The organism is Bacillus sp. BP-3 (assembly GCF_028401955.1).
In the GTDB taxonomy this organism is placed as follows: Bacteria; Bacillota; Bacilli; order Bacillales; family Bacillaceae_G; genus Bacillus_A.
In genome coordinates this window covers 1-26,200 of sequence record NZ_JAQOTJ010000008.1, presented here as the reverse complement: position 1 = coordinate 26,200, position 26,200 = coordinate 1, and the positions used below count along the sequence as shown (strand labels likewise).

Below are 26,200 nucleotides of genomic sequence, written 5' to 3'. Positions count from 1 at the left end.
AATAGATGTCAACACTTTGCATTCAAACTTTTTCTTATTACAACAAGTATTTTCCAGAAAATAATTTAGGACTGGAACACTCTTATTCTAATACGAATTGTTTGAGGTTTTTAATATGTTAAACACCCAGCAATCATAATTCCGATAGAAATTGATAAAAACATAAGGAAAAGTCCGACGGCTTGGTTGTCCTCTTCGATGCTTTGATTAATGTTAAAACGCGGTGTGCACAATTCAGCTAAATAAAACACAACGATTTGTGCCAAAACTCCAATCGCTCCCCATAAAGCCATATCCATTAGTGAAACAGAATGAGCGGCAGCCGAATACAAGACGACAGCAAGACCAAGAAGTCTTCCTCCGAGTGAGTAGCTTGCTGCTCGATTCCCTTTAGCCATTAACGAAAATTCCTTCACTTTTGTTGTCACTTCCATAAGAAACAGGCCAATACATAAAAGACCTAGCGAAACCGCTAAATAAAGTAAAAAGTTCACCATTTATAATCCTCCCTTTTTAATCCCTACAGGTAAATAGTATGATTCATTCCCCGTAATTTTTTCACCGGCACGTATACCGATACTACTTGGTTTTCCAGCTATTAAAAACGATCCAAACACATACGACAGCTCCTCGTTCCCTTTTTCAGTCTCAAGAGAAATAACTGGAAGCTTTATATACTTTTGAAATACAGGAAGTTCTTTTTTATACGTTTGATATGAATTTTGAATCACAATATTCGTGTTTTTGTCACGAATTGTAACCGTGTCACCTTCTCTACCGAACGAAGGTTTTTGCACAAAAGAGCTTTTCCCTAAAAATAGATCTGGTTCTAAGTATGTAGGAAGCATATATTCCTTAATCCATTGTCGTTCCTCATTTGTATAAAAAGCACCTATCTCAGCTAATCCCCAAATTAAGGATTGAATCGATTTCGGCTGAAGTAGAAAGGATGAGACCGGATTAATAATAAAAAGCTTTTCTTTATGTACAAGTTGCAATAACTCAAGCCCTACAAAATCTCCAGTTTTAGGATCCCGGTCCTCAACTAAATCTTCAATAGGATATGTTTGACGATACAAAACATCAATTGGCACACCGTCTCTATCGACCAAAGCATCTTGAGTAATTCTGAGTTCTGACATTGACATCATTTTGTTTTTCACCTGGCATAGCTGACTCAAATACCTAGTCGTATTCCAATCTTCTATATGTTCACGATGAGCTGTGAAGACAACGTTTGGCATCTCTATTCCTTTAGCAGCTTCCATTACAGCTTTTGTGATACCAGAAGAAAGAAGACGTTCCTGATTCTCGTTTGGGTCATGATAATTTAATTCTTTGCATACTTTTCCATTCATTTGAAAACATTCCACAATAAAAGTTGGGGTATCGCTATTAAACTCAAGCATTTTGATACCACCATCTGTCACGGCAAAATCAAACCGTGAAATAACAGATTCAGGAAACAGAGATTTCATTCTAATAAAAGGTAGACTCGAAGATGGAAAACCAAGTTCAAGAAGCTGTTCATCCGGTAAAGTCCGAAGAAGACTAGCAGTCTTAAAAAATACTTTTCCCATTCGTTCTGTTGCTAATTGCAAATGCCTAATCATTTGTTCTGTTACTTCAAAAACATGAAAAAGGCTATACTCACTCCCATATAAGTTAGACCAAAAGTGAGGGAACCTTGAATAAAATTGACTTCGTTCCTTTATGTAAAACGACATGATTTAACCTCCAGATCCGCCATTTGAACCGCTTCCAATTCCCCCTTTAAAATCAGACGAAGCTTGATAGGACTTAAATTCAGGTGAATTTTTGAAAGTTGATTTATCTTGATAATAGTTACTACTGTAATAATAATGCCCATGATAACTTGAATGCTTATCATCACACCGCCACACCCCAAGTTCATCATCCCAATCCCAATCAGAACAGCTCTTATCACTTGGTTTTGGAGGGAGATCTTTTGTACAGCCAGATAAAGTACTGGCCATCAAAGAAGTAAGAACACCTGTTACTAACCATTTCGTTTTTGTCACCTTCCCACACTCCTTTATAGATTATTTTTTTATTATAATAGAATACATGATAAAATAGAAGAAAAAGGAAGGGGGATTACTATTGCGGTTAGAATATCGACTCAATGATGAAGCTAAACAATATCCTGCCTTATGGAACTATGCGGATATTTCTATCACTGAAACCGTCGCAAGGATGACTTGTGAGTATTTCGTTAAAGAAGGGGATACGTATGTCGTAACAGCGACGGCGATGGACTCTGACGGAACAGCAGTATTATATGTCGAAAAAGAAAAGTTCTTCGATGATTCCTCAGAAAAAACATATTCCCATATAGGTTTTGAGATTAGAGAACTACAAGGAATAAATTCAATTTTGATAGAAAGTAAAGATGTATGGAATCATGAAGAGATCTTAACATACCTCCATTCAGATATTTTGTACGTTCAAAAGGACGGACTATTGATGGAATTCACCTTAGACTCTAGGGAGATTGATGAAGATCGAAAGTGCTATATTTATTATGGAGAATTTACTGGCGAATACAGATAACACGAAAAGCGCTATACAACCTTTCTAAACAAAATAAAAACCTTACGTATAAAACGTAAGGTTTCTTATATCCCCACATATGCCGTTCTCTTCTAGATGTCCATAAACCCGCTCTCGCAGGTGGATGTTCTCAAAAATGCTTTCATCTTCCTTCTTAAAAAGATGGCTTGATGGCCACATTTTAATATTAAACTTCCGTATTACTATCATTGGTTTAAGACATACACAAGCTACGTACATTGTAGGCAGTTATTATTAATTATAAGTATAAATAGAACCCCGCACGTGCCGTCTCTCGTAAATGTCCAAAAACCCGCTACTCGCAGGTGGATGTTCTCACAGTTGCCTTTCATCTTCCTTCTCAAAGAAAGGCATGATGTTGGCATCTAAATATCGAACTTCCGTATTACTATCATCGGTTTTAGACATAAATAAGTTACGCACACCGCAGGATGTTTTATTTATTTGTCGTTATCTTATCACATTGTTCGCAACGTGTAAAATAATTTATTTTTTTAGTATTTCTTGTTTGTGCTCCTATTGTAATACAATTTTTTTTGACTTGCAATAGGCTACTGTTCTTCTTTTACAATTGTATTTTCAGGATAAGAAATCCAATCACTCCAGCTGCCTACATATAATTTTATATTTGTAAAACCAGCCATTTTTAATGTTAATACATTTGGACATGCCGTTACACCAGATCCGCAATAGACAATCGTTTCTTTCTCTTTATCAAGATGCATAAAACGATCTTCTTGTTCCTTTTGTGTCTTAAAAGCACCAGACTCTGTTACACCATTTTTCCAAAAATAATTTTGCGCAGTTGGAATGTGGCCAGCTGCTTTATCAACTGACTCTTCTAATCCTGCATAACGCTTTGGTTCTCGCGAGTCAATCAGTGTAATATCTGCATGTTTGCTAATTTTAGCTTGCAGCTCCTCCATTGTAACGACAGTATCATGTTGTATAGATGGAACGAAAGTCTTTGGTGCAAAGACTGCTATCTCATTCGTTACTTCAAACTTTTGTTCCTTCCACGCTGGGAAACCGCCATTTAACACATATGCTTTATTATGACCAAGATATGTTAAGAGCCACCATAAACGAGAAGCCATCGCTCCTCCTTGGCTATCATACGCTACAACTGTCGTATGTTCATCAATCCCAGCTTGTGAAAGTTTTTGTGCAAACTCTTCTATACTCGGAAGCGGATGACGTCCTCCATGCTTTGTAACTGGACTAGATAAATCTTTATTTAAATCAAAATAGAGCGCAAACGGAATATGTGCTTCATTATATTGTTCTCTTCCCCAGTTGGGATTTGCTAAGTCAAAACGACAATCGATAATTCTAACATGTTCATCTTGTAAATGTTCATGTAACCATTCGACTGTAACGATCATACTTAACGACCTTCTTTCTTCTTTAAACGACCTACGTATTCCATTACCATCTCTTCTGTTACAATTTTACGTTGCTGTGCGATACCATTTTTTGCAAGTTCATTAATTTGTTTTGTTACCATATTAATTACATCAACAGAGAAAGATTTTCCATTTGATGCGAGTGATACAGCCGCTTCAATCGCCGCTTCACGCTGTGCATCTAACTGTAGAAATGCTTTCACCACTTCATTTTGTTTACGAGAATGTGCTGTAATTGCTTCATGTACTTCCATGTCCTCTTCCTCCTAATGCAAGTCCATTGTAAGTCGAATCATATCACGACATACAATGCCATTTTCCATAATCTCTTCTTCATAATGCTTTGAAAAGTAATCAAAATCAATAGAAAAGATGCGAAATCCACATTTTTGATACAAAGTAAGCTGTGAAACACTAGAATTGCCTGTGCCAATTTCAAGCGTGTGCATATTTTGTTCTTTTGCAGTTCGAATCGCATGCTGTAACAACTGCTTTCCGTTGCCTTTTCCCTGCTCTTTTTCAGAAATAGCAATATTCATAATTTCCATTGTACTTGGGCGCGTTTCTAACAATACATACACTCCAATCACATCTTCAAGGCGCTTTGCGACATAAATGATGCCCCGATGGAGATACGATTTCAATTGTCGTTCGCTTGGATCAGCGAGTAATAGTAGCTGGAGCGGCGCTTCATTTGGTGAAACAAGTTCAATTACTAATTCTTCCATGAAAATTCTCTCTCCTCTTTGTTCTAAACCATACTTGTCTTCCATAAGTAATACAAAGGAGGTCATCATTATGGACAACAATGAAAAGAAGTGCAATATAATCTCCATTGATGAGAAGAAAAAGAAAAACGGTACGTACTCCTATCCAAAATTAATGATAGAAGGAAAACCATATGAATTCACTTCCTTCGTCTTATGCGGCGAAACGCCAGATGGAAGGCGTCTCGTCCTAACTCATATGGTTTCCTCAGATGAATTTGCCGGATTTGTAAAATCATTAGATACCGTTCTACAAAAACGTATTGAACGTATTTTTTTCTCTTAATACGTATCTTCTAGTTCACCTTCTAGCTTTATTAACTGTTTTCCTAATTCTTCTTTTCGCTGTTCGTATGCAGAAACATCAATTGTTTCCAATAACGCAAATAATAAACTTTCATAGTATTGTGTTATATCTTGCATCATAGCTGTTTTCACAAGTTGCCAATTATGAAGCCATTCTTGTTTATAATGACTAATAAATAAGCGTTGTTCTTCTGTAACGTAATCTGCTACAAACGGTTCTAACGTTTGCTTCATTTCTTCTTGCATTAATGCTTTATCATTTTTCTCAAAGAAATTTTTCTCGCTTTTGAAATGAGCTAACGCTCTTTTAAATTGCATTTCTTCTATATTTGGAAATGGGTTTTCATGAGTAAGAACGCGATAGTCATATGTTACATCTGTCTGAACTACGATTTGTTCATTTCTTGTAACACATTGCTCTCTTACTTCTTCTTGTACATGTCTCATCGTTTCATTTATCCATTTTTCAAGACGAAGTGAAGTTGCACGCATTTCTTGTAATAAGTCATGTTGCAAGAAAGCAATTAATTCCATCATACACTCTTGTAATTTATTTTTCACATTCCCTTGCGTTCGTAAAGAAGCCGGATTAATAAATTCTGTAAACACATCATTGTAACGTAAAAATAACCGTTGCTTTACATAATACAGAAGTTCTTTTACTTCATTCTCCAAAGACTTTTCCTCTGTTATAACGCTATGAGAAGAGATTATGTGAAGCAGTTCTTCGCGTTCTGCTTCATATTTTTTTCGTTGTTGTTCTTTCACTTCATTGCCTTGCATTGCGCTTTCGATCATATTTTCAAGGAGCTTATAACCATTTTGAAGTGCGCCGTATAAAGAATGAACCGACACGAGCATTAAATCTCTCATAATAAACGAAGTGAAGGCTTGTTCAAATTGTACAAGGCCAGATTGTTGTAAAATGCCATACGCTTCTTTCGAAATATCTTTTCCTTGTTTTTCTTCTAATGCAAACAAGCTAGATATTGCGAATAAACGTGGATTACGAATTCCATACTGTAATAATTGATCGCTAATATATCCTTTTACTGTTTGTAGCTCCTCTTCGGACTGTGCTAAATCAGCCGCATTAATTAAGAAAAACATTTTATCAAGTGCAAACGTATCTTTCACACGACCAAGTTGAATTAAAAATTCTCGATCTGCTCGTGAAAACACGTGATTATAATATGTTACAAATAAAATTGCATCTGCATTCTTTATATATTGGAATGCTACGTCTGTATGGCGAGCGTTAATAGAATCTGCCCCCGGCGTATCCACAAGTGCAATGCCCTGCCTTGTTAACTCACAATCGAAATAAAGCTCCATATACTCTACAAAACATGATTTTTCTTCGTTAGCTACATAATTAGCAAATTCAGCTAACGTTACATGAGATTGCTCTCCTAATCGATGCTTTACATCATCATATCCACGCTGCACAGCACGTAAAAAACTAAACGTTGTTTTTTGTCTACCACTTGGTGCTGGATATTGCAAAATATCATCAATTTGCTCAAGCGCTTCTTCCAAGGAAGTAATATCACGATAAAATAATTTATAAACAGCCTTTAAATCCTCAAAAAGTGCCTTTTCTGATTTAAACTGTACAATTACCGTGCCATGTGGCAACTCATCTGTTACTGGCAAAATTTGATTAATTGTTGCTGTTGTAGGATTAGGTGATACTGGTAATACCTTTTCTCCTAATAATGCGTTCGCAAAGGAAGATTTCCCAGCACTAAACGCTCCAAATAACGCCACTGTAAACTTTTTCGCTTCCACACGTTTCCTTTTCTCTATAATTTCTTGTTGTACATGTTTAAGAGCTGGAATTTGCTGCAAAACATCTTCTGCATCCTTAACATGTTCTATAATCCGAGCAATGTTAAGCTTTGTTTCCTTGTTTGGTTTAGACTCATTGACAGTAAGTTCATCCTCTACTTCAACTTGTGTTTGTAACTGGAATTTTTCGTTTGTTACTTTCTTTGTTTGCTGTAAAGCTTTTTCTATATCTATACTTTGTGGAACAGAAAAACGATTGTGCCATATATCTTGTAAATAGTTTTCATACTGATCATATTCTTGCATGCACTGTAATTTTATTTCCTTCGCCTTTTTTATCGCTTCATATTGCGCTATTTCTTCTTGCATATGTTGACTATCAGCTTGTACTTTGCTGTGCAGGAGCGGCAAACTTTTTTCAAATATATTTTGTGCTTCGCGGCGATAACGCTTCTTCAATTCATTTGCAACATCTTCTGTATAATGAAGCAAATAGTCTCCAGTAAATCCAGCTCCTTGTTTAATAGTCGCTTCCAGTAATGCAGGAGTAAAATCTGCATTTAAGTCATGTATTACGTTTCCAAATTCTTCTGTGAATAGCTCTTTTTTCTTAAAAAAGGAGACAACGTACTCTTTCAAATGAAAGTCAAGCTGCGTCTCTACTGCTTTCTGTAGTGCCTCATAAAACACTTCTAAACGACGCTTCTTTTCTTGCTCTGTTTTTCCTTTTGAGAACAGTAAACCAACTTTAAACTTTGTAAGCTTCGTTTCCAAATATTGATTTGCTAAATCGCGCATCTCAAACGGCATTAAATATGCATTGTCTAAAATATTTTGCAAGCCGTTAAAAAACTGTTCTTTCACTTGTGATACTGTATTTGTAATCTGCTTTTCTTTTTCCTCAAGCTGTTCTAAAATCGCGGTTACATCTTGAAGCGATAACATCGATGCTAACTCTTTTTGAAACGGCTCCAATTGTTTTTCATATTGTGAATGTAAGAATGACAAATGCTCTTGTAACAAATAAGATACTTCTCTCTCCATTCCTCTTTTCACATATACGTCTTTTTCCTTTATTATCGAAGAAAGACGTTCCTCTAGCTGCCCTAATTCGTTATGTGAATGATTCTGCATACGTAAGGATGTATAAAAGATACCATCAACTTCTATATTCCAATTAAAAAATGATTGCACTACGCTTTTTTGATATACATCAAAAGGCAGCTCATTTTCTTTATGTTTATCAATTTGATTCACAACAAGATAAACGGTTTTGTTACGCTGTTTTAACTCTTTAACAAACTGTAAATTTACTTCTGATTGCACATGATTATAATCCATCATATAGAAAATTACATCAGCAAGATGCAATGTAGATTCAGTTGCAAGTTGATGGGCATCATCAGTTGAATCAATACCTGGCGTGTCAACAAGAACAACGTCTTCTGGAAGCGGTGCATCAACGCGATAAATATGAATACCAATCACTTCATCACCATTTTTGCAAAGCTCTTTTAATTCTTCTGCTGTATACATACCGTCATACTCGTATTTCTGTCCTGATTTTAAAATAACAACAACGCGATTCTGTCCTTTTTCTATCTTTACAACATTCGCGCTTGTTGGAATCGGACTAGTTGGCAACAATTGATTTTTAAATAAATAGTTCATCATTGTAGATTTTCCAGCAGAGAAATGCCCGCAAAACGCAATCATCAGTTGGTCTTCTTTATACTTTCGTACAACTTCAAGCAACTTTTCGCTCTGTTCAATATCTCCTTTTTTCTGCCATTCTTCATAAAAACAAACGAGTTTTTCTAAACTGTTTGTTTGCATTGTTTTTGTCATCCCCTCGTGCCCCTTTATTCCATGATGTATCCATCTCTTATATTACTAAATTTTCAGCATCTTCACAGTAAAAAAATAAAAAAATCCTTTTCATTCTCCGTGGAAACGAAAAGGATTTCTATGTAGTATAGTTCATTATTTAGTTGCTCCTACTCGATGTAACACATGCTTTGTGACAACTGCATATAAAACAATTGTTCCTCCTAAAAATGCATATACCATATTTATCACACCTTACTTTTTGATAATGATTATCAATTTTAAAGATATTGTATCATTAAAGAGAATGATTATCAATATATATTTAAAAAAGAAAAGCTCCCTTTTAGAGAGCTTTCATACTGCCTGTTTTAAAGGAATTGTAGATTGTTGTGCATTTTTATTATAACTCACAGGTGAATTGTTAACAGTTGAAAATTTTGGAAATATATATCCTTTACAATTCATCCTGTATTATACTGAAAGAAATATCGGTAAGGAGATGAAATATGAACAGCATTTCACAAAATGAAAGAATTCATTCTATTGATATGATACGAGGGATTGCTATTTTGGGTATTTTCCTTGTAAATTGGCCTACGTTAGCTGGAATCGAGTCTCGAGATTTAACGACTGTTTACGAAGGATTTGATCGTTACATCCGATTATTTTATGATCTATTTGTCCAAACAAAATTTTACACTATCTTTTCTTTTTTATTTGGTCTTGGCTTTTATATTTTTATGAAGCGCGCAGAAGGAAAAACAAATCATCCAAAATTATTATTTATACGAAGACTTCTTATTTTATTTTTATTCGGATTTTTACATTATGTACTACTTTGGGACGGCGACATATTACATAATTACGCAATAAGTGGATTGGTACTGCTATTATTTTATAAAAGACAGCCAAAAACTTTATTAATTTGGTCGCTTGTTTTGTTAAGTATTTGGGAACTTTTTGTGTTGATGTTAAATTTAGTAGCACTAAATATGACACCTGGAGCACTTGACGCTTTATCTGCACCTGTCGTTCCATTGTTAGATTGGAACTTACAAGTTCAAGATCGCTTTACTACTTTTTACTCAGAAGAAATTAGCGGTTCTCTAATCATGCTACCAGAAACAGTTGGTCTCTTTTTACTCGGTCTATATGCCGGAAAGAAAGAAATGTTTCGCCGCGTAAACGAGATTGATACAAAACTTAAGAAATGGCAAATCATTACCTTCCTTGCTACTTTACCAACATGGGGGATTATTATTACCTACTTTACTATGAACGAACTATACGTACCATTTTCAATGATTTCCTTTATTACACTAAGTGGAAAGACACTATTCATTTTTTATATTTTTACACTTATGCGTCTCTTGCAGCATGCGAAATGGCAAAAGGTATTCCGTCCTTTCCAATATGTTGGCCGCATGGCATTAACGAACTATATCTCGCAAACGATCGTCACGTTATTCGTATTTGGATTACTATTTAAAATGAATATCACGTTCCCACTATGGGGCGGTATACTTTTTTGCATTAGCTTCTATATCATTCAAATCTTTATTAGCCGCTGGTGGCTCTCTCGTTATCAATATGGACCGCTTGAATATATTTGGCGTCTTGGTACATATGGAAAAAGCATGCCACTAAAAAAACAAAGCAGTGTCTCATCTTGAGACATTGCTTTCTCTTACGCTTCAGAAACAGTACTTTGTATTGAAATCTGTTCTTCTTTTACTTTCGGTTGTCTTTGCGGAATCATATGAAACACAATATTTAAAAGCACGGCTGATGCACTTCCTAATACAATTCCGTTATCTGTTAAAATACGGACGCTTTCTGGAAGCTGTGAGAATAATGTCGGCACAACTGTTACACCAAGCCCCATTCCAACAGAACACGCCACAATTAATAAGTTTTCCTGCTTCGCAAAATTAACACTGCTTAACATTTTAATGCCATATGCCATAACCATTCCGAACATTGCGAGCATCGCACCGCCAAGTACTGGTTTTGGAATAATTGTTGTTACTGCTGCAATCTTTGGAATAAATCCAAGGACAATTAGCATACCGCCGCATGTGTAAATCACAACGCGATTTCGCACACCTGTTAGTTGGACAAGACCGACATTTTGTGAATATGTCGTATACGGAAAAGCGTTAAAAATACCACCTAACACCATTGCGATTCCTTCTGCGCGGTATCCCTTTGCTAATTCTTTTTCACCAATTTCTTTGTTACAAATATCAGAAAGGGCAAAATATACACCTGTAGCTTCAACAATTCCTACGCAAGCAACTAGAATCATTGTAATGACCGGCGTTAATTCGAATGTCGGTGTGCCGAAGTAAAATGGCTGCACACCATGAAACCAATCTGCTTGTGCTACAGCGTGTAAGCTTACTTTCCCCATTAACGCTGCAATTGTTGTACCAAATAATAATCCTAATAAGATCGAAATAGAACGAATGAAACCGTCAAAAAAACGGTACATGATGATAATAAATAATAATACTCCGAATGCTAATGCTAGATTGGATACACTACCGAAGTCTTTACTTCCTACACCGCCAGCCATATCGTTAATCGCAACTGGAACTAATGTAACTCCAATAACTGTTACAACTGAACCTGTAACAACTGGCGGAAACAGTTTGACAAGTTTTCCAAACACACGAGCAAATATCACAACGAAAAGTCCTGCTGCAATAATAGAGCCGTACACTGCAGATACCCCGTACTGCTTTCCAATTGCAATCATTGGTCCAACTGCCGTGAAAGTGCAGCCTAACACAACTGGGAGTCCAATGCCGAAGAAACGATTCGTTAACGCTTGTAAAATCGTCGCAATGCCGCACATTAATAAATCAATTGATACTAAATACGTAAGCTCACGCTGATTTAATCCAAGTCCGCCGCCAACAATAAGCGGAACGATTACTGCCCCGGCATACATCGCCAGCATATGTTGAATACCAAGAGACGCAATTTTAAAAGGATGTTGTTTCATCATTCTACCTCCGCTACTGCGCGCTCCACAAAACGAACTGTCCCGTTATCAAGCGATGCGATTTCCGCAAGCGATTCTACACGAACACCGCTCTCACGCAATTTACTTCCTCCATCTTGAAATGCTTTTTCAATTACAATTCCGATACCTGCTACTGTTGCTCCAGCTTGCTCTACTAAATTCATTAAACCAAGTGCTGCCTGACCATTGGCTAAAAAGTCATCAATAATAAGAACACAATCGTCTTCGTGTATATATTGTTTCGATATAGAGATTTCGTTCGTTTCTTGCTTTGTATAGGAATATACTTTTGCAGTATACATATTATCTTGCAATGTTAACGATTTACGCTTTCTTGCAAAAACAACTGTTACACCAAATTGCAATGCAGCCATCACAGCTGGAGCAATTCCTGAAGACTCAATCGTCACTATTTTTGTAATCTTATCGTCTTTAAAACGCTTTGCAAACTCTTTTCCCATTTCTTGCATAAGCACTGGATCGATTTGATGATTTAAAAATGCATCTACTTTTAACACATCACCTGATAATACTTTTCCTTCACTCATAATTTTTTCTTGTAATAATTTCATAGTTTGTTCCTCCTCTTATGCAATAAAAAACTCCAAAAGCGGCCTTCACCCAATACAAGTGAGGGACGTGCTTTTGGAGCTTGCAAAAAAAGAATGCAACTATAGCAATATATTCGTCCTCACTCATAGTCGAAGCATTTACGGTACCTCGGTAGAAACTTGCAGGCCATATCCCTGCGATTATATGAGTGTTGCTAACTTATTTATTTTATAGAAGGATTATAACGTACTTTTTTCACTTTGAAAAGTATCCTCTTAAAAAAACACGTACAAAAAATCATTTCCCAACCAATTTCGTTCGACTTTTATAGTCTTTTTCATTCTATAATCATAATCCACAAATTTCAAAATCAATGTCCTTAGTCATATCGCAAATTCAATATGAACTTCACATTTTTTTCACATTTCTTCATTACAAAATCAGTAATAAATCACGATTTATCAACTTTTCATCATGAACATAGTTTTAATTATATCAATGAACATTTTTTGAAAGCAGCGCTAACAATATAGAAATTATCAGAATTTTTTGTATCATAAAAATGTAAGATTCACTTTCTCAGGGAGGGAGAAACATGGGAGAACGTAAATTACAACAATTGATGAAGAGAAAACAAAAAGAGAGCTCACTCAAAGGTACATTAATTTTTGTTTTTTTCCTCGGCTTCTTTTTAATCTTCACATGGTTTAGTGTATATCAAATTTTTTTAAATCGATTGTAGCGTTACTCAGAAACAAGGGGGAAATGAGATATGCACTTGCATAAATACGAAAAAATTTGGCTCATTTTCGGTATCGGTTCATTATTTGTATTTTTAGCTGTAATTGGAGTCAGTGCGTTTTATATGGGAAACCAGCCGCCTAGCTGCTTAACGACAATCGATCCAGAAAAAGTAAATGCGACTGCTCCTTTTGATCATCCTGGTGTAAAACAAGTCGGTAAAGATCATTATCAAGTAACAATTGTTTCACAAGCTTTTTCCTTTACACCGAATGTCATTAAAGTGCCAAAAGGCGCCAAAGTTGACTTTGTTGTCGCAACGAAAGATGTTGTACACGGCTTTGAAATTGCAGGAACAAATGTGAATATGATGATTGAACCTGGCTATGTGAGCACAGCTTCTCAAGTGTTTCAAAAAGCTGGTGAGTATTTAATTGTGTGTAATGAATATTGCGGAACAGGCCATCATATGATGAGCGCGAAAGTAGAGGTGACTGACAAATGATCGCACTGCAAGATAAAATAAGTAAACGAGATGCAAAATTAGCAATGGCTCATATTCATGTTGCATTTATCGCTCTATTTTTAGGTGGATTATGTGGACTATTACAAGTACTTGTCCGTTCTGGAAAGTTTAACCTTCCAGCTGGAATCGGTTATTATCAAGTGTTAACAACACACGGCGTATTACTAGGACTCGTATTAACAACATTTTTTATTATCGGCTTTTTATTTGCTTGTATGAGCAAAACAACAGGCACTCTTTCAAAAGGAGTGCGCAGGACCGGTTGGATTGGTTTTTGGCTTATGACAATTGGAACCGCCATTACTGCTATTTTCATACTATTAAATAAGGCTACCGTGCTCTATACATTTTATGCTCCGTTAAAGGCTCATCCTGCTTTTTACATCGGTCTTACCCTCGTTATTGTCGGCAGTTGGTTTAGCGGTTTTGCAATGTTTGCTCACTATCACACATGGAAAAAACACAATAAAGGAAAAGTTGGTCCCTTACTGAGCTTCATGGCTGTTATTACAATGCTACTTTGGCTCGTTGCAACTCTTGGCGTTGCTGCCACAGCACTCGTACAATTCATTCCTTGGAGCTTAGGCATCGTTGATAAAATTGATGTTCTTGTTAGTAGAACATTATTTTGGTACTTCGGCCATCCACTCGTCTATTTTTGGCTTCTTCCTGCTTACATGGCATGGTATGTCATGATCCCAAAAATTATTGGTGGAAAAATCTTTAGTGATTCTCTCGCTCGTTTATCATTTATTTTATTCTTATTATTTTCCGTTCCAGTTGGATTTCATCACCAGTTAACAGAACCTGGAATTGACCCAGGATGGAAATACTTACAAGTTGTTTTAACATTTATGGTTATTATCCCTTCATTAATGACTGCATTCTCTCTATTTGCATCATTTGAACAATATGGACGTTCAAGAGGAGCAACTAGCCTATTCGGCTGGCTTCGTATGCTTCCATGGTCTGACGCTAGATTTTTTGCACCGTTCGTTGGAATGCTTATGTTTATTCCAGCAGGAGCAGGCGGGCTAGTGAATGCAAGTCATCAATTAAACCAAGTGGTTCACAATACAATTTGGATAACAGGACATTTTCATTTAACGTTGGCTACATCTGTCGTACTAACATTCTTCGGCATTGGCTATTGGCTGATTCCCCATTTAACAGGACGTGTTATGACAAAAGAAATGAATCGCCTTGCGATGATTCAAACTTGCGTATGGACACTTGGAATGCTATTTATGTCCGCTGGGATGCACTTTGCTGGATTATTAGGAGCTCCGCGTCGCTCTTCTTTTTCCACATACGGCAATGCACCGCAAGCAGTTGAATGGATACCATATCAAATTGCCCAAGCAGTTGGCGGCACGATTTTATTTGTCGGTATTATTTTAGCTATCATTATTTTCTTAGACCTTGCTTTCTTCGCTCCAAAAGGCCATACTGAATTTCCGGTTGCAGAAGTATCTGATGCATCTGATCAACCACCAATTGTCTTCGAGAATTGGAAACTATGGCTCGGCATTACAGCACTGCTTATTTTATTCGCATACACAATTCCGTTTATAGATATGATTCAAAATGCCCCGCCTGGTTCGAAAGGGTTTAAATTGTGGTAAGTAAAAAGCAGAGGGGTACCCCTCTGCTTCATTTCAAGCGTAACAATTTCATCCATGTACCTGCAGACTTAAATCGAATTCATCTTATGTTAAAAAATTTGCTTTTACCTAGAAAAAATGTACCTGATTATGAATTAACTCCACTACAAATGATAAGTCATTCGTTTTTTTATTTCTCACCAATCATTCACTTCACACATTTAACCTGCAATATCAGCCGAATTGAGAATCCCATTAATATTTCCATCTACAATGATACAATGCCCTAAAAACATATCCCCATCAAAGAAGAACATCTCAAAATCACCTTCCGGATAAACACTTATGCTGTCTAGTTTCATTAAATCCATAAACATTTCTTTTGTAATCTCATTGATCTCTTTCTCATCATAATCCTGTAGCCAATCATTTGCTAATTCCACTAGTTCTTCTGAAGCATACATTTTAATTTTCTTGTTCCATTCATCCTGCCCCTTAAAAAGTACATATGCTGTTTCTAGCGCTGACTTCATATTATTCTGGTCTTCATTCCAATCAAAATCCAAATTACACTCTTCACCAACCCAAGAAATTCTCTTTTCAAAAACTTTAACTCTTTTATTTAGTAAAAATCCGCCGAACATCTCATCATTATAGTAAACCGGCTTCATCGAATCTTGTAATATTATCTCCAACTCATCATCTCTATATAATGTTTCTAGAACCTTGACAAGCATCATCGAATTTTCTGCTCTACGCACCTGTAATCTCACAACTGCATTCTCTTTTAAAACTTCTCTTGATTGTTTCAATTCTTCATCATCAACTAACCATTCAAGTCGTAGCTCTTCTTTTATAACAGTTTCATTGTTATATAAATCTTTCCATGCGATCAAATTAATTGACGCAGTCCATAAAATGTCGCTACCTGCTTTTCCCGCACCAATTCCCGATGCCCCTGTGACAGCTGCCACCTCAATAACATTTTCTGTGAATTTTTTCTCAAATCTACTTTTTTCACTGGATTTACTCAATTTATCACACAATCCCTTCATCACACTCAAGCACAAATCGTATTGAAAGTACTTTACGAGTTTTCCTGTTTTACTTTAATTGTACATTTAGAAGCATATTCGATATATGTAAACTGGTTCCCTGTACGTTAAAGGATCCGTTATTTATTTTACTATCTTTTTATTTTTTAACTTGATGAACATGAGGTCGAATAAATCATTCTCAGAAACTCAAAGCAACTACCATTTGTCTCTTGAACAAATGTACCAACCGCTTCAAATCCCGCCTTTTTATATACTTTAATCGCTCTTTCATTAAATGTCGCAACTGATAGCGTTATATATTTAGGTTGATATTTCTCTTTACTAAAGGCTAACCCAGCCTTTACAAATTTTAATCCAAGACCAGTCCCTGTTCTATCAGGTCTCATTCCTAACCCAATTTCAACTGTTTGATTATCTATTTTATGAAAACTAAAAAAACCAACCAGCATATCATTTTCCTGAACTATAAATGTAGTGTCTTCTCTCATTTCATAGTTTAAAAACTCTTCTAAATCTTCCATGTCTGCTTCCATATCGTAAAAAGAATATTCCTCTTCATAATGCCAATTATATGCGATTTCCCTTGCCTCCTCTTGTGTCATTACTCTAAAGGTATAATCCACCGCTTATCCCCCCTAGTTCACAAAAAGGAGCTGCTTCGTTGCAGCTCCTTTTCCTTTTTATCCGGTTATTCGTGGGTAGTAATACTCCCACCTCAAAATTTGGTAAAGCATTATCCAACTCTAGCGGCTAGAATCTCCGGTCGTTTCGCCCGCTCGGACGAGGCAAAAAGCACCTCTCTATCGGGTGCGTGGGCGCCCTGCGATTCTGAGCAAGCCGCTTCCGTTTTTCTTAAGAATTTAGCTGGGAAATAAACTGCCGTAAAAGCCCGACTGGTGAGGGCTGATAATCAGTGGGAGATGAAGCCCCCACTGATTAAAGTTTCACTTTATAATTCATAAATCTCTTTATACTTCGCCTCTAAATAATCCGCTAAATAGTTCGCATTCAATCCTTCACCCGTTACATCTTGTAAAATTTCTAAAGGCTTCTTCATCTTTCCATATTGGTGAATGTTTTTAGTTAACCATTCACGAATTGGCGTCACGTTTCCTTCCTCTAGTAATACATCAAAGTTCGGAATCTCTTCTAACATCTTATGTTTAAATTGCGCTGCATACATATAGCCAAGTGCATAAGATGGGAAGTAACCAAACGATCCATCTGACCAATGCACATCTTGCAGTACACCCTGTGCATCCGTTTCTGGACGTATACCTAAATAACTTTCCATTTTATCATTCCATGCTGCTGGTAAGTCTTTCACCTGTAATGTGCCATCAAACAATTCTTTCTCCAGTTCATAACGAACCATAACATGAAGGGGATATGTAAGTTCATCTGCCTCAATACGTATAAAGGAAGGCTTTGATTCATTAATCGCATCATAGAATTCATTTACAGATACGTTTTCAAATTGTCCATCACTAAATTGTTTCAATACATCATAATTCTTCTTCCAAAATGATTTATTACGTCCAATAAAGTTTTCAAAGAATAGTGATTGTGATTCGTGAATTCCCATTGATGTACCACTGCAAAGCGGTGTACCTTCTAATTCTTCTGAAATATTTTGTTCATATACAGCATGTCCACACTCATGAATCGTTCCGAAAACTGCCATGCGGAAGTCATTCTCATCATAACGAGTCGTAATGCGAACATCTCCTCTATTTAATGTAATTTCAAAAGGATGTATCGTTTCATCTAGGCGACCGGCCTCGAAATTATAATTTAACTGTTTTAGTAACCCTAAAGTGAAATTCTTTTGTTGTTCTTTTGAAAAATATTCAAATAAAGCATTTGTTTTTAATTCTTTATCGGACTTGGAAATTTCTTTTACAAGCGGAACAATACGCTCACGTAGTTGTCCAAATACATGATCTAACACTTCTACCGTAATACCTGGCTCATACATATCTAAAAGCGTATTATATTTATAAGTTTCATAACCCCAATATGTAATAAATTTCTTCTTATATTCAACAATTTTTTCTAAGTATGGTCGAAACATTTCAAAATCAGATTTTTCACGAGCTTCTACCCAAATGCTTTCCGATTTTGCTTGTAATTTGACAAATTCTTCATACTCGGCCTGTGGAATTTCTTTATTCCGATCATACTCTTTGCGGCACTCTTCTACAATTTTCTTCGTTGTTTTAGAAATTTTATTATCTGCAATTAGCTGTTCTAATTCTTTTAAATATCTTTCCATCTCATCAGAAGTCGATAATGAAAACACCTCTGATGAAAGCATTCCTATTACTTCCGAACGTTGATCGACACCTTTCTTTGGTGCCCCCGTTCGTAAATCCCAAAATATTAGGCTTAATGCTTCCCCATAATTTTCTATCTTTTTCACATATGCTAAAAATTCTTTCTCTACTTCATATGTAGCAATCGTCATACTATAAAAACCTCCTTTTTCTACCTCACCCTTATTTCGACATAAACAAATAAATTCCTTTTCTAATAGAAAAAAAGCTTAGCAACCGCCAAGCTTTTTCTGATTAAAAAGAGAAAGATGTCATTCTATAGTACTGTACCTTCTACTGGAAGCACTTGTTTCACAGCTTTTACTACTTTTTCATTTTCATCTTCTGATAGGAATAACGAAATATATCCTTCATCTTCACTCGTACGAATTAAACGACCGATTCCTTGACGAAGACGTAAAATCATATACGGTACATCAACATCCCAGAATGGATCATTTACGTGCTTACGCTTCGCTTCAAATACAGGATCATTTGGAGGGAATGGAAGCGACCAAATAATGACATGAGATAAGGATGATCCTGGAATATCTAAACCTTCCCATAAATGAACCGCACAAAGTACAGTCTCTTCTTCATTTTGGAAACGAGAAACAAGCTGACTAATTTCTTGGTCTCCTTCATATAAGAAGGGAACAGACATTTGCTCTTTATTCACATATTCTTTGAATGCCGCAAGCTCTTGCGTTGTACGGAATAATACAAGCGTACGTCCATTTGTTTTTTGAATGTTCTCAAGTGTATACTGACATTTTCGTTCCCATTCATTTTCCTTCGTATATGATGGTAAGTACACTTTCATTTGTTCTTCATAATCAAACGGTGAAGCAACAGAGAATGATAAATAATCTTTTACCCCTAAGCTATTTGCAGTAAAAGCAAATGAATTATTTTCTGATAATGTTGCAGATGAGAAGATGTACGGGATTTTTTTAGAGAATACTTTTTCTTGCAGCACTTCTTCTACAGCACGCGGCATAATTACAAGCGTAAAAGAACCATCGTTTTCTTCTCCCCACGTAATTACATTTTTCTCATGCATAAACAAACGTAATGAATGCTCTAATACATCTAAATGCTCATCAACAATATTTAAATCATATGTGTTCACTGTGTACATTTCACTTTCAAAAACTAGCGCATCGCCGACTTCAGAGATTTTTGCATATAGGCGTTTTGCTTCTTTCGTTACTTTTTCTGTTAATTGAATTTCTAAACGATCAGAACCAGCAATTTCCTTCTTACTTTCTTTAAGCGCCTCAAAAAACTGCTCTGTTTGCCAAATTGTTTCTTCCACTAAATAAGCAAACTCTTCACGAATATCATTTTGCAGTAGTCTTGTTAAAAGTTGTTCCATCATTGCTTGTTTTAAACGATACGTAAGTGCTTTTTGTGCTGCATACTCTACAAGATGACCTTCATCAAAGACAACGCAGCTACTTTCTGGTAACAACGGCATTTGTCCTTCACGTTTACGCGCATCATATGTCCAAATATGGTCCATATAGAAATCTTGCGAACAGATAATTAAATCTGCAGCTTTACGATAATGTTCACGAGATAATGTTTGTCCGCAGCGATGGCGAGACTCACATGTAAAACAATCTTGGAAATAATCCCACGATACTTTAGACCATTCTTCATCATTTAATAACGGAAACTCTTTGCGATCACCGTAATGAGTAAAGTTTTGCATCGTTCCATGATCAAATACGAATTGCGGCAATTCATAATATAAATCTTCAATTACTTCTGGAGCTCGTCCACTCATTACATCTTCAAGTTTACGTAAGCATAGATAATTTTCCATTGATTTAGCTAGACGCACATCAACTGATAGTCCTAATGCTTCTGATAATTTCGCAATGTCGCCTTCTTCTTTTACTAGCTGTTCAATTAATGTTTCGTCTGCACAAGCAATAACAGCTGGCTTTCCTGTATAGCGCGCATAACAAATTGCATACAAAAGGTATACAATCGTTTTTCCTGTTCCAACACCTGCTTCCGCAAACATTACTTGTTTCTCTTGAAATGCTCGTTCTAATTGAAACGCCATAAAAATTTGCTCATCGCGCTCTTCAAATCCCTTTTCTGGTAAAACGTCGTAAAAAACGTCTCCAATCCATTCATTTAACTTGTCGAAAAAATTATCTTGTTTCCCCACTTCAAATGGCAACTTTTGCTTCGTAAACATGCTATTCCTCCAACTACTCAATTTCTATATAAAAAGACAGAGCAACTCCTCATAAAAAGAGCAGTTGCTGTTTTCTTGTTGTTTGCATAACAATTGAGCGAAAAAAGTTTTCCTGAATGCAGGAAAACTTTTCTACTCTATCAATGATTTTAAATATCGCTTATCAATTAAAGTTTCATGTGATAAAGCTGCTAAATACTCTTCACGTGCTCTTGCTAACTCATAATTGGCTACGCCGTGAAGGTTTACTTCTTTTTCTAATTCATCATAAGTTCGATGAATAGCCTTTTGAATAATGGAAAATTGCAAACCATCCATTAGCGCCTCCTCCTTTAGATTATCGCATAATAGCAAGTATATGCGTTCTAAAGAAGTTTTATACTAATCGCGCGGCGGGCGTTTACCGAAATACTGATAGTAATCAGTGCGAATAAATCCATTAAATAACTTTCGTTTCTTCGATGCATCTTTGCCATACCATTTCTCAAATTCAGGATGGCTTGTTAATACGTATAAAGACCAAGTATCTAACGGACGGAAGGCCTGTCCCATCTCCGCATACATTTTTTCAACAAGAGGCTTTTCACTTAAACGTTCTCCGTATGGTGGATTCGTCACAACATAACCATATTCCTCTTTTGTTGTAAAATCTTTTACTTGCATTTGCTTAAATGTAATAAGATCACCAAGTCCTACTTCATCAGCATTATCTTGTGCAACCTGTACCATACGATGATCAATATCTGATCCGATAATTTGAAGCGGTTGATCGTAGTTTGCTAAGTCCTCTACTTCTTCACGAGCGATGCTCCAATTGTCTTTACCAACCCAGCCCCAACCATCAGAAGCAAAGTCACGGTTAAATCCTGGAGCAATATTTTGACCAATTAACGCCGCTTCAAGTGGAATTGTTCCAGAACCGCAAAATGGATCTACAAACGGACGATCTGGTTTCCAGTTTGTGAGCATAATTAACGAAGCTGCTAATGTTTCTTTTAACGGAGCATCCCCTTGTCCAACACGATATCCACGCTTATGAAGCCCAACACCACTAGCATCAATTGTCAGCGTTGCTACATCTTTTAATAACGCTATTTCAATACGAAATAACGGGCCACTCTCTTCAAACCATGTTGTACGTCTATATGTACTTTTCAATTTTTCCACGACTGCTTTTTTTACGATACTTTGACAGTCTGGTACACTAAACAATGTAGATTTAATCGATTTACCGATAACAGGGAATTCACCGTTTTCAGGAATATAATCCCCCCAATTTAGTGCCTTTGTTTTTTCAAATAATTCATCAAATGTTGTAGCCTTAAATTCACCAACTTTAATTTTCACACGATCCGCTGTGCGGAGCCATAAATTACTGCGACAAATAGCTTTTTCGTCCGCTTCAAACGTTACTTTCCCATTATCTACATGGCATTCATAACCGAGATTGCGAACTTCTCTTGCAACAAGCGCTTCAATTCCCATTGCAGCAGTTGCAATTAAAGTAACTTTTCCCATCTTCATTCTCCTCATTATGTATAATCTAACACGGATCAGCAATACATTCTTCCTTGCTGATTCGTTAAACTCTTGACATATTCATTTCATTCGATTTTATTAAGTTTACAAAACTTTCTTTACCATTTTAACTCACATTCCAAAAATTCATACAAATAAAAAGCCCTCCTCTTACAAAGGAGAGCTGAACAAATTCATGATTGGTTCATAACGTTCTGTAAGCCATGTTCTGTACCTTTGTACTGCAAACGGCCCACGCCTCGTACTCCGGTGGCAATCATCTATCTACAGAGCAATTGCATCTGTCCTTTCCCATCGTTCATTTCCTTAGGAAAAGTTCCCCTACCAATATTTGGGTTTCTCGCTCGTGGGGTTTACCTCGTTCCACTCCCATCATTTCTTCCGGGACTTCGTCACTGTGGCACTTTAAAGGTAGTCAAACCATATCCAGATGGACTTAGGTTTTTTCCCTGCCGTTAATCCAGCTTTACGCCGAATTACCCTAGCTTATGACTTCGCTAGGCACGAACACTACGACCATCTCAGGTCGTGCGAGCATGGACTTTCCTCTACAACTAAGCGTTGCAGCGATTACCCAAACGTTATGACATGAATTAGTATAGTGGAAACATAAATATTTTGCAACGTTTTTTATCCGGAAAATACTACAAACTTATTTATTCTCCTCCATTACTCGTATAGTCTACTTCCAAATACAGCTTTCTCCAAATTCGAAAGACGTTTTAAAATGTCTGTATTCGTATTGTTATATACTGGTTGTGGAGTAGAAATTGGCGATGGTGTTGGTTGTACTTGTACACTCACCACTTTTTGTTTTTGTTCTTCCAATTCTTGTTTTAAACGTGCATTCTGCTGCTTTAATTGCTCAACTTCCTTATGAAATGCCTCATAGTCCTTAATAATTAAGTCTAAAAACTTATCAACTTCTTCTTGTTGATATCCTCGCATTCCCGTTTTAAACTCTTTTTCTAAAATATCTTTTGCTGTTAACTTAATTTTATCAGAAATCATTCATTCCACCTCAAGTCTTTACCAAAACTTTCATTACTTAAATTTTTTCAGAAACAGCCCATTTTGTCAATCATATATCTTTATTCCACTGCTCTTCTTCTATTATATCTTGTAAATCAGAAAAAAGTATGAAATAACATGGATAATTTTGAGTTTCTGCTTTTTTCCTCCCTATTTCCACCATATATTTAGGACTTCCTGGCTTTTCTTCATCATACATAGCAAGTAGGGCATCACTTTTTTCAATAAAAAATTGATTCTTTAAACGAAATTGCTCTGGGCTTTCATATTTTCGCTTTGTTATACTATCTACATGATCCGCTTGCGAAAAAATGAATTCATAATACTCCCTATTGTTTTCTTTCCAATTTTCTTCCTGCTCTAAAAAGGGGGTAAATATAGCTAATTTTAAGTCTGGATATTCCAATTGTAAATCAAATACTACTTCAGCTGTCCATAATTCCACGCCTAATTGACCACTAATCATTACCCATTCTAACCCTTCTTCTAACAAAGAAAGTAAACTTTTGCGCACCGCTTTTTTTATGTACTCTACACCAGGATGTTCATTTGAAAAAAGCCCCAGTTCAAATGGTTTATATCCTGTAACAGCTACAACTTTCAATATAAAACGCCCCTTTTCTTCTCAAAAAAAAGAACTAGCAATTTGCTAGTTCTAGCATAGCACTTACTTTTTAAACATGCCACCTACATTTGGTCCCATAGCTGCTGGTGATACAGCTTGCGGACTCACATTCGGTCCAAATGGCGATACTTGACCGCATGGGGCACATCCGCCAAATCCACCAACTCCAGGGCCGAATCCGCCAACTCCTCCAACTCCAGGGCCAGGTCCGCCAAACCCTCCAACTCCAGGGCCAGGTCCGCCAAATCCACCAACTCCAGGGCCAGGTCCGCCAAACCCTCCAACTCCAGGGCCGAATCCGCCAACTCCTCCAACTACAGTTGGAGGTGCAGGTTGTATAACATTCACGCTAGAGTTTGTTTGTGGGAAATAATGCTGCGCCTGTACTACTTGGTGGTGAACGTGTTTCATGTGCGTTGGATGAATATGAGGTACAACCGTTTTTGAAAATGTGTGTGTTTCACAACATTTTGTCGGATGCACAATTGGAGGTGTTGTTGTAACTGGGCTCAGTCCTCCAAAACAAGGATTACAATGATACATAGTCTTTCTCTCCTCTCACAGTTTGAAATAACCTTACATTTTACAATATGTGAAAAGAGTAAAAGCCGTTTGTTACAAATACCTATTTCTATATTGGAAATTAGTCTATAAAAATTGTTTAAAGTTTGTGAAAATAAAAACAGTCAATGTAATCATGATAAAAAACAAAAGTAAAATAACTTTCTTCACATTCGCCCTCTCCATATACTTTATTTTTAATGCTACTGTCATTGTAAAATGGATAGGAGGTCCGAACAACTATTTTTCATGCCATTTTATATGCAAAATTTGGGTATTCATAAGTCTTCATACAAATATTTCAAGACATTCGCCTTTAACCTTTTACACTTATCTTCCTATATAAAGACTCCAAAAACTCCCCGTAAGAACCCGATTAGTTCAACTAACCTTTCATGGGAAATCCGTCCATGGAAGGAAGTTTCACTTTATAAAAAAGCCCCCTACTTGTTTAACGATACCGGTAATTTGGTTCATTGCATTCATCATTTGACCTGCAGTACCCATCATTTTATTAATATCATAATTTCCGTCAGTTGTTTTAAACTGCGACATAAAACTAGAAAATTGACTTGGCTGTTGTTTTGTGTAGTTTTGTTTATTCATCATTGGATATGGTGTATGTGGATAAAAAGAAGATTGAATAGGTTGTTTCGGTGGATAAAACATGGGTTGATTTATATTGGGTTGATTCATATGCGGAAGTTGAAAAGGCTGAAAATAATTATTGTAATTCATATTGTAAGGCATAAAAGGGTACATATTATAGCGTAAGTATGGGTCTTGTTCATTCTGATATATGTTAGAACGTAAGTATGGGTCTTGCGCATTCTGATACATATTAGAGCGTTGAAACATGCATTCTCCCTCCTCTCACGATTTTCTATATAGTTAGAATATGAAAGCAAAAAGAAAATGTGTAATTGTCCTATAAATTGCAAATTTTGATGGAAAATGATTTATCTACTGATGAGGAAATTTCACTATTCAGACACATGCCAGCAGTTATCTTCTACATTCTATTTTCTTTCACTAAAAACTTGAAATAAAGTACACACTGCCAAAAATGGCGAGATAACGTAATACAAGCCTTAATTTTTAAGAAGTTTAAATTTTCGAAAAATAAAAAAGTAAGCGTTTATATGCTACCATTAAATAGAAAAGATTCTTATGGGGAGGAATCAACATGGTGTTAGGGGACTTAAAACAAGAATTTGTTGTAAAAAAGGGGTATGAACCTGAAGATTTAAATGAGTTACTTGATTTCGCAAGACATTATTACCTACAAGGTAAAATTTGTTTATCAGAGTATAGAAGTGTAATACGTGAATTAGAAACAATAGGGGCTACAAAACCAACTTACGAAACAGAAAAAGATATTATAACAGAAGCATAAAAATAAGAGGGGATTTCCCCTCTTCAGAGTGTTGGGAAACCCTTCAGGGTTTCCGACACTCTGGGAATTATTGATTTGTTAATGAACAAAAGAACTAGAAAATGATAAAAATAAGAAAAATAGCCCTTCACCTGACCGCTTTTGGTCAGGTGAAGGGCTATTTTTTTCATGTTTTGACAAGCTGCGGTAAGATATGCTTGCATTTGGACAGACTTCAGCCCTCGAAACCGAGTATATCGATAGCCATGTAGTTCCTTGGCATCCGCAAAACTCCGTTCAATAGTAGAACACCGTACTTTATATAGTTTTT

The 26,200-nt window shown here is 36.3% G+C and carries 27 protein-coding genes, 3 other RNA genes and 1 riboswitch; of the genes, 7 read left to right on the top strand and 23 right to left on the bottom strand.

The genetic code is table 11. The features are described 5' to 3' along the window. Window positions 1-110: 110 nt before the first annotated feature. From PLX19_RS14030 to PLX19_RS14020, 3 genes are read right to left on the bottom strand one after another with little or no spacing between them, the layout of a single operon-like run. Window positions 111-497 (bottom strand): DUF350 domain-containing protein, encoded by a 387-nt coding sequence (locus tag PLX19_RS14030; RefSeq protein ID WP_272189266.1) that lies wholly within the window; start codon window positions 495-497, stop codon window positions 111-113. Continuing rightward, a complete protein-coding gene (locus PLX19_RS14025) occupies window positions 498-1,727 on the bottom strand; it encodes a glutathionylspermidine synthase family protein (protein WP_272189264.1) in 1,230 nt (409 codons plus the stop codon). A gap of 3 nt (window positions 1,728-1,730) precedes the next feature. Then, window positions 1,731-2,042, bottom strand: a complete 312-nt coding sequence (locus PLX19_RS14020) for a hypothetical protein (RefSeq protein WP_272189263.1) — start codon at window positions 2,040-2,042, stop codon at window positions 1,731-1,733. Window positions 2,043-2,124: 82 nt separating this feature from the next. On the opposite strand from PLX19_RS14020, the gene PLX19_RS14015 reads away from it, so the two are divergent. Continuing rightward, window positions 2,125-2,574 (top strand): hypothetical protein, encoded by a 450-nt coding sequence (locus tag PLX19_RS14015; protein ID WP_272189262.1) that lies wholly within the window; start codon window positions 2,125-2,127, stop codon window positions 2,572-2,574. 66 nt (window positions 2,575-2,640) lie between these two features. Here the strand turns inward: PLX19_RS14015 and ssrS (PLX19_RS14010) are convergent. The 5 genes from ssrS (PLX19_RS14010) to PLX19_RS13990 form a co-directional block, all read right to left on the bottom strand. Then, window positions 2,641-2,825, bottom strand: a non-coding RNA gene (gene ssrS / locus PLX19_RS14010) — 6S RNA. A 21-nt stretch (window positions 2,826-2,846) separates the two neighbouring features. Then, window positions 2,847-3,031, bottom strand: a non-coding RNA gene (gene ssrS, locus PLX19_RS14005) — 6S RNA. A gap of 115 nt (window positions 3,032-3,146) precedes the next feature. Continuing rightward, window positions 3,147-3,980, bottom strand: a complete 834-nt coding sequence (locus tag PLX19_RS14000; RefSeq protein WP_272189261.1) for a sulfurtransferase — start codon at window positions 3,978-3,980, stop codon at window positions 3,147-3,149. A gap of 2 nt (window positions 3,981-3,982) precedes the next feature. After that, entirely contained in the window at window positions 3,983-4,255 is a 273-nt protein-coding gene (locus tag PLX19_RS13995) for a YpbS family protein (protein WP_272189259.1), read from the bottom strand. A gap of 12 nt (window positions 4,256-4,267) precedes the next feature. Beyond that, window positions 4,268-4,729 (bottom strand): GNAT family N-acetyltransferase, encoded by a 462-nt coding sequence (locus PLX19_RS13990; RefSeq protein ID WP_272189258.1) that lies wholly within the window; start codon window positions 4,727-4,729, stop codon window positions 4,268-4,270. A gap of 70 nt (window positions 4,730-4,799) precedes the next feature. On the opposite strand from PLX19_RS13990, the gene PLX19_RS13985 reads away from it, so the two are divergent. After that, complete coding sequence (locus PLX19_RS13985; RefSeq protein WP_272189257.1) at window positions 4,800-5,054, top strand: DUF3931 domain-containing protein; 255 nt, start codon at window positions 4,800-4,802, stop codon at window positions 5,052-5,054. Here the strand turns inward: PLX19_RS13985 and PLX19_RS13980 are convergent. Next, entirely contained in the window at window positions 5,051-8,713 is a 3,663-nt protein-coding gene (locus tag PLX19_RS13980) for a dynamin family protein (protein ID WP_272189256.1), read from the bottom strand. The genes PLX19_RS13985 and PLX19_RS13980 overlap by 4 nt on opposite strands. Before the next feature lie 488 nt (window positions 8,714-9,201). Between PLX19_RS13980 and PLX19_RS13975 the strand changes: the two genes are divergently transcribed. Further along, window positions 9,202-10,368: a DUF418 domain-containing protein gene (locus PLX19_RS13975; RefSeq protein ID WP_272189255.1), complete on the top strand. Its 1,167-nt coding sequence runs from the start codon at window positions 9,202-9,204 to the stop codon at window positions 10,366-10,368. Between the two features lie 14 nt (window positions 10,369-10,382). On the opposite strand, the gene pbuX is transcribed toward PLX19_RS13975, so the two are convergent. Further along, window positions 10,383-11,705 (bottom strand): xanthine permease PbuX, encoded by a 1,323-nt coding sequence (pbuX, locus tag PLX19_RS13970; protein WP_272189254.1) that lies wholly within the window; start codon window positions 11,703-11,705, stop codon window positions 10,383-10,385. Next, on the bottom strand, window positions 11,705-12,298 hold the full coding sequence (locus PLX19_RS13965; protein WP_272189252.1) for a xanthine phosphoribosyltransferase: 594 nt from the start codon (window positions 12,296-12,298) through the stop codon (window positions 11,705-11,707). Before PLX19_RS13965 ends, pbuX begins: the two co-directional genes overlap by 1 nt. Before the next feature lie 106 nt (window positions 12,299-12,404). Continuing rightward, window positions 12,405-12,506: riboswitch (purine riboswitch) on the bottom strand. A gap of 367 nt (window positions 12,507-12,873) precedes the next feature. Here PLX19_RS13965 and PLX19_RS13960 point away from each other — a divergent pair. From PLX19_RS13960 to PLX19_RS13950, 3 genes are read left to right on the top strand one after another with little or no spacing between them, the layout of a single operon-like run. Further along, complete coding sequence (locus PLX19_RS13960) at window positions 12,874-13,020, top strand: cytochrome c oxidase subunit 2A (protein ID WP_272189250.1); 147 nt, start codon at window positions 12,874-12,876, stop codon at window positions 13,018-13,020. Window positions 13,021-13,050: 30 nt separating this feature from the next. Further along, on the top strand, window positions 13,051-13,524 hold the full coding sequence (locus PLX19_RS13955; RefSeq protein WP_272189247.1) for a cytochrome c oxidase subunit II: 474 nt from the start codon (window positions 13,051-13,053) through the stop codon (window positions 13,522-13,524). Further along, window positions 13,521-15,170, top strand: a complete 1,650-nt coding sequence (locus tag PLX19_RS13950) for a b(o/a)3-type cytochrome-c oxidase subunit 1 (protein WP_272189246.1) — start codon at window positions 13,521-13,523, stop codon at window positions 15,168-15,170. Before PLX19_RS13955 ends, PLX19_RS13950 begins: the two co-directional genes overlap by 4 nt. A 200-nt stretch (window positions 15,171-15,370) precedes the next feature. Here PLX19_RS13950 and PLX19_RS13945 read toward each other — a convergent pair whose 3' ends face one another. The 11 genes from PLX19_RS13945 to PLX19_RS13895 all read right to left on the bottom strand — a co-directional run bounded on the left by PLX19_RS13945 (window position 15,371) and on the right by PLX19_RS13895 (window position 25,352). Continuing rightward, window positions 15,371-16,204, bottom strand: a complete 834-nt coding sequence (locus tag PLX19_RS13945; protein ID WP_272189461.1) for a DUF2262 domain-containing protein — start codon at window positions 16,202-16,204, stop codon at window positions 15,371-15,373. A 146-nt stretch (window positions 16,205-16,350) separates the two neighbouring features. Further along, on the bottom strand, window positions 16,351-16,830 hold the full coding sequence (locus tag PLX19_RS13940; protein ID WP_272189244.1) for a GNAT family N-acetyltransferase: 480 nt from the start codon (window positions 16,828-16,830) through the stop codon (window positions 16,351-16,353). A 326-nt stretch (window positions 16,831-17,156) separates the two neighbouring features. After that, on the bottom strand, window positions 17,157-18,674 hold the full coding sequence (locus PLX19_RS13935; RefSeq protein ID WP_272189242.1) for a carboxypeptidase M32: 1,518 nt from the start codon (window positions 18,672-18,674) through the stop codon (window positions 17,157-17,159). Between the two features lie 125 nt (window positions 18,675-18,799). Further along, the gene (locus PLX19_RS13930) at window positions 18,800-20,737 is read right to left on the bottom strand and encodes an ATP-dependent DNA helicase (protein WP_272189241.1); all 1,938 of its coding nucleotides are present in this window, start codon (window positions 20,735-20,737) and stop codon (window positions 18,800-18,802) included. Window positions 20,738-20,869: 132 nt separating this feature from the next. Next, window positions 20,870-21,055, bottom strand: a complete 186-nt coding sequence (locus PLX19_RS13925) for a DUF3921 family protein (RefSeq protein WP_272189240.1) — start codon at window positions 21,053-21,055, stop codon at window positions 20,870-20,872. A 63-nt stretch (window positions 21,056-21,118) separates the two neighbouring features. Next, window positions 21,119-22,255 carry a THUMP domain-containing class I SAM-dependent RNA methyltransferase gene (locus PLX19_RS13920; RefSeq protein ID WP_272189238.1) on the bottom strand — a complete coding sequence of 379 codons (1,137 nt, stop codon included), beginning with the start codon at window positions 22,253-22,255 and terminating at the stop codon, window positions 21,119-21,121. A 213-nt stretch (window positions 22,256-22,468) separates the two neighbouring features. Continuing rightward, window positions 22,469-22,858: RNase P RNA component class B (rnpB, locus tag PLX19_RS13915), an RNA gene on the bottom strand. 87 nt (window positions 22,859-22,945) lie between these two features. Further along, complete coding sequence (gene gpsB, locus PLX19_RS13910; protein WP_272189237.1) at window positions 22,946-23,287, bottom strand: cell division regulator GpsB; 342 nt, start codon at window positions 23,285-23,287, stop codon at window positions 22,946-22,948. Window positions 23,288-23,357: 70 nt separating this feature from the next. Beyond that, window positions 23,358-23,912: a DUF1273 domain-containing protein gene (locus PLX19_RS13905; RefSeq protein WP_272189236.1), complete on the bottom strand. Its 555-nt coding sequence runs from the start codon at window positions 23,910-23,912 to the stop codon at window positions 23,358-23,360. 63 nt (window positions 23,913-23,975) lie between these two features. Beyond that, on the bottom strand, window positions 23,976-24,476 hold the full coding sequence (locus tag PLX19_RS13900) for a CotD family spore coat protein (RefSeq protein ID WP_272189235.1): 501 nt from the start codon (window positions 24,474-24,476) through the stop codon (window positions 23,976-23,978). Window positions 24,477-24,917: 441 nt separating this feature from the next. Next, window positions 24,918-25,352: a YppG family protein gene (locus tag PLX19_RS13895; protein WP_272189234.1), complete on the bottom strand. Its 435-nt coding sequence runs from the start codon at window positions 25,350-25,352 to the stop codon at window positions 24,918-24,920. A gap of 328 nt (window positions 25,353-25,680) precedes the next feature. Here PLX19_RS13895 and PLX19_RS13890 point away from each other — a divergent pair, with 328 nt between their 5' ends. Then, window positions 25,681-25,890 (top strand): YppF family protein, encoded by a 210-nt coding sequence (locus PLX19_RS13890; protein WP_098915248.1) that lies wholly within the window; start codon window positions 25,681-25,683, stop codon window positions 25,888-25,890. 23 nt (window positions 25,891-25,913) lie between these two features. On the opposite strand, the gene PLX19_RS13885 is transcribed toward PLX19_RS13890, so the two are convergent. Beyond that, window positions 25,914-26,200: transposase (locus tag PLX19_RS13885; RefSeq protein WP_272186985.1), on the bottom strand; the 287-nt coding region annotated here is incomplete at its 5' end.

Bases quoted from the DNA above. Each gene is read 5' to 3' on its own strand.
- PLX19_RS14025 (WP_272189264.1), bottom strand. From the start codon at position 1,727: ATGTCGTTTTACATAAAGGAACGAAGTCAATTTTATTCAAGGTTCCCT.
- PLX19_RS13920 (WP_272189238.1), bottom strand. From the start codon at position 22,255: ATGGGAAAAGTTACTTTAATTGCAACTGCTGCAATGGGAATTGAAGCG.
- PLX19_RS13895 (WP_272189234.1), bottom strand. From the start codon at position 25,352: ATGTTTCAACGCTCTAATATGTATCAGAATGCGCAAGACCCATACTTA.
- PLX19_RS13945 (WP_272189461.1), bottom strand. From the start codon at position 16,204: ATGAAGGGATTGTGTGATAAATTGAGTAAATCCAGTGAAAAAAGTAGA.
- PLX19_RS13990 (WP_272189258.1), bottom strand. From the start codon at position 4,729: ATGGAAGAATTAGTAATTGAACTTGTTTCACCAAATGAAGCGCCGCTC.
- PLX19_RS13930 (WP_272189241.1), bottom strand. From the start codon at position 20,737: ATGTTTACGAAGCAAAAGTTGCCATTTGAAGTGGGGAAACAAGATAAT.
- PLX19_RS13960 (WP_272189250.1), top strand. From the start codon at position 12,874: ATGGGAGAACGTAAATTACAACAATTGATGAAGAGAAAACAAAAAGAG.
- PLX19_RS14030 (WP_272189266.1), bottom strand. From the start codon at position 497: ATGGTGAACTTTTTACTTTATTTAGCGGTTTCGCTAGGTCTTTTATGT.
- PLX19_RS14000 (WP_272189261.1), bottom strand. From the start codon at position 3,980: ATGATCGTTACAGTCGAATGGTTACATGAACATTTACAAGATGAACAT.
- PLX19_RS13965 (WP_272189252.1), bottom strand. From the start codon at position 12,298: ATGAAATTATTACAAGAAAAAATTATGAGTGAAGGAAAAGTATTATCA.
- pbuX (WP_272189254.1), bottom strand. From the start codon at position 11,705: ATGAAACAACATCCTTTTAAAATTGCGTCTCTTGGTATTCAACATATG.
- PLX19_RS13950 (WP_272189246.1), top strand. From the start codon at position 13,521: ATGATCGCACTGCAAGATAAAATAAGTAAACGAGATGCAAAATTAGCA.
- PLX19_RS13890 (WP_098915248.1), top strand. From the start codon at position 25,681: ATGGTGTTAGGGGACTTAAAACAAGAATTTGTTGTAAAAAAGGGGTAT.
- PLX19_RS13980 (WP_272189256.1), bottom strand. From the start codon at position 8,713: ATGACAAAAACAATGCAAACAAACAGTTTAGAAAAACTCGTTTGTTTT.
- PLX19_RS13995 (WP_272189259.1), bottom strand. From the start codon at position 4,255: ATGGAAGTACATGAAGCAATTACAGCACATTCTCGTAAACAAAATGAA.
- PLX19_RS13925 (WP_272189240.1), bottom strand. From the start codon at position 21,055: ATGGATGGTTTGCAATTTTCCATTATTCAAAAGGCTATTCATCGAACT.
- PLX19_RS13975 (WP_272189255.1), top strand. From the start codon at position 9,202: ATGAACAGCATTTCACAAAATGAAAGAATTCATTCTATTGATATGATA.
- gpsB (WP_272189237.1), bottom strand. From the start codon at position 23,287: ATGATTTCTGATAAAATTAAGTTAACAGCAAAAGATATTTTAGAAAAA.
- PLX19_RS13985 (WP_272189257.1), top strand. From the start codon at position 4,800: ATGGACAACAATGAAAAGAAGTGCAATATAATCTCCATTGATGAGAAG.
- PLX19_RS13955 (WP_272189247.1), top strand. From the start codon at position 13,051: ATGCACTTGCATAAATACGAAAAAATTTGGCTCATTTTCGGTATCGGT.
- PLX19_RS13900 (WP_272189235.1), bottom strand. From the start codon at position 24,476: ATGTATCATTGTAATCCTTGTTTTGGAGGACTGAGCCCAGTTACAACA.
- PLX19_RS13935 (WP_272189242.1), bottom strand. From the start codon at position 18,674: ATGACGATTGCTACATATGAAGTAGAGAAAGAATTTTTAGCATATGTG.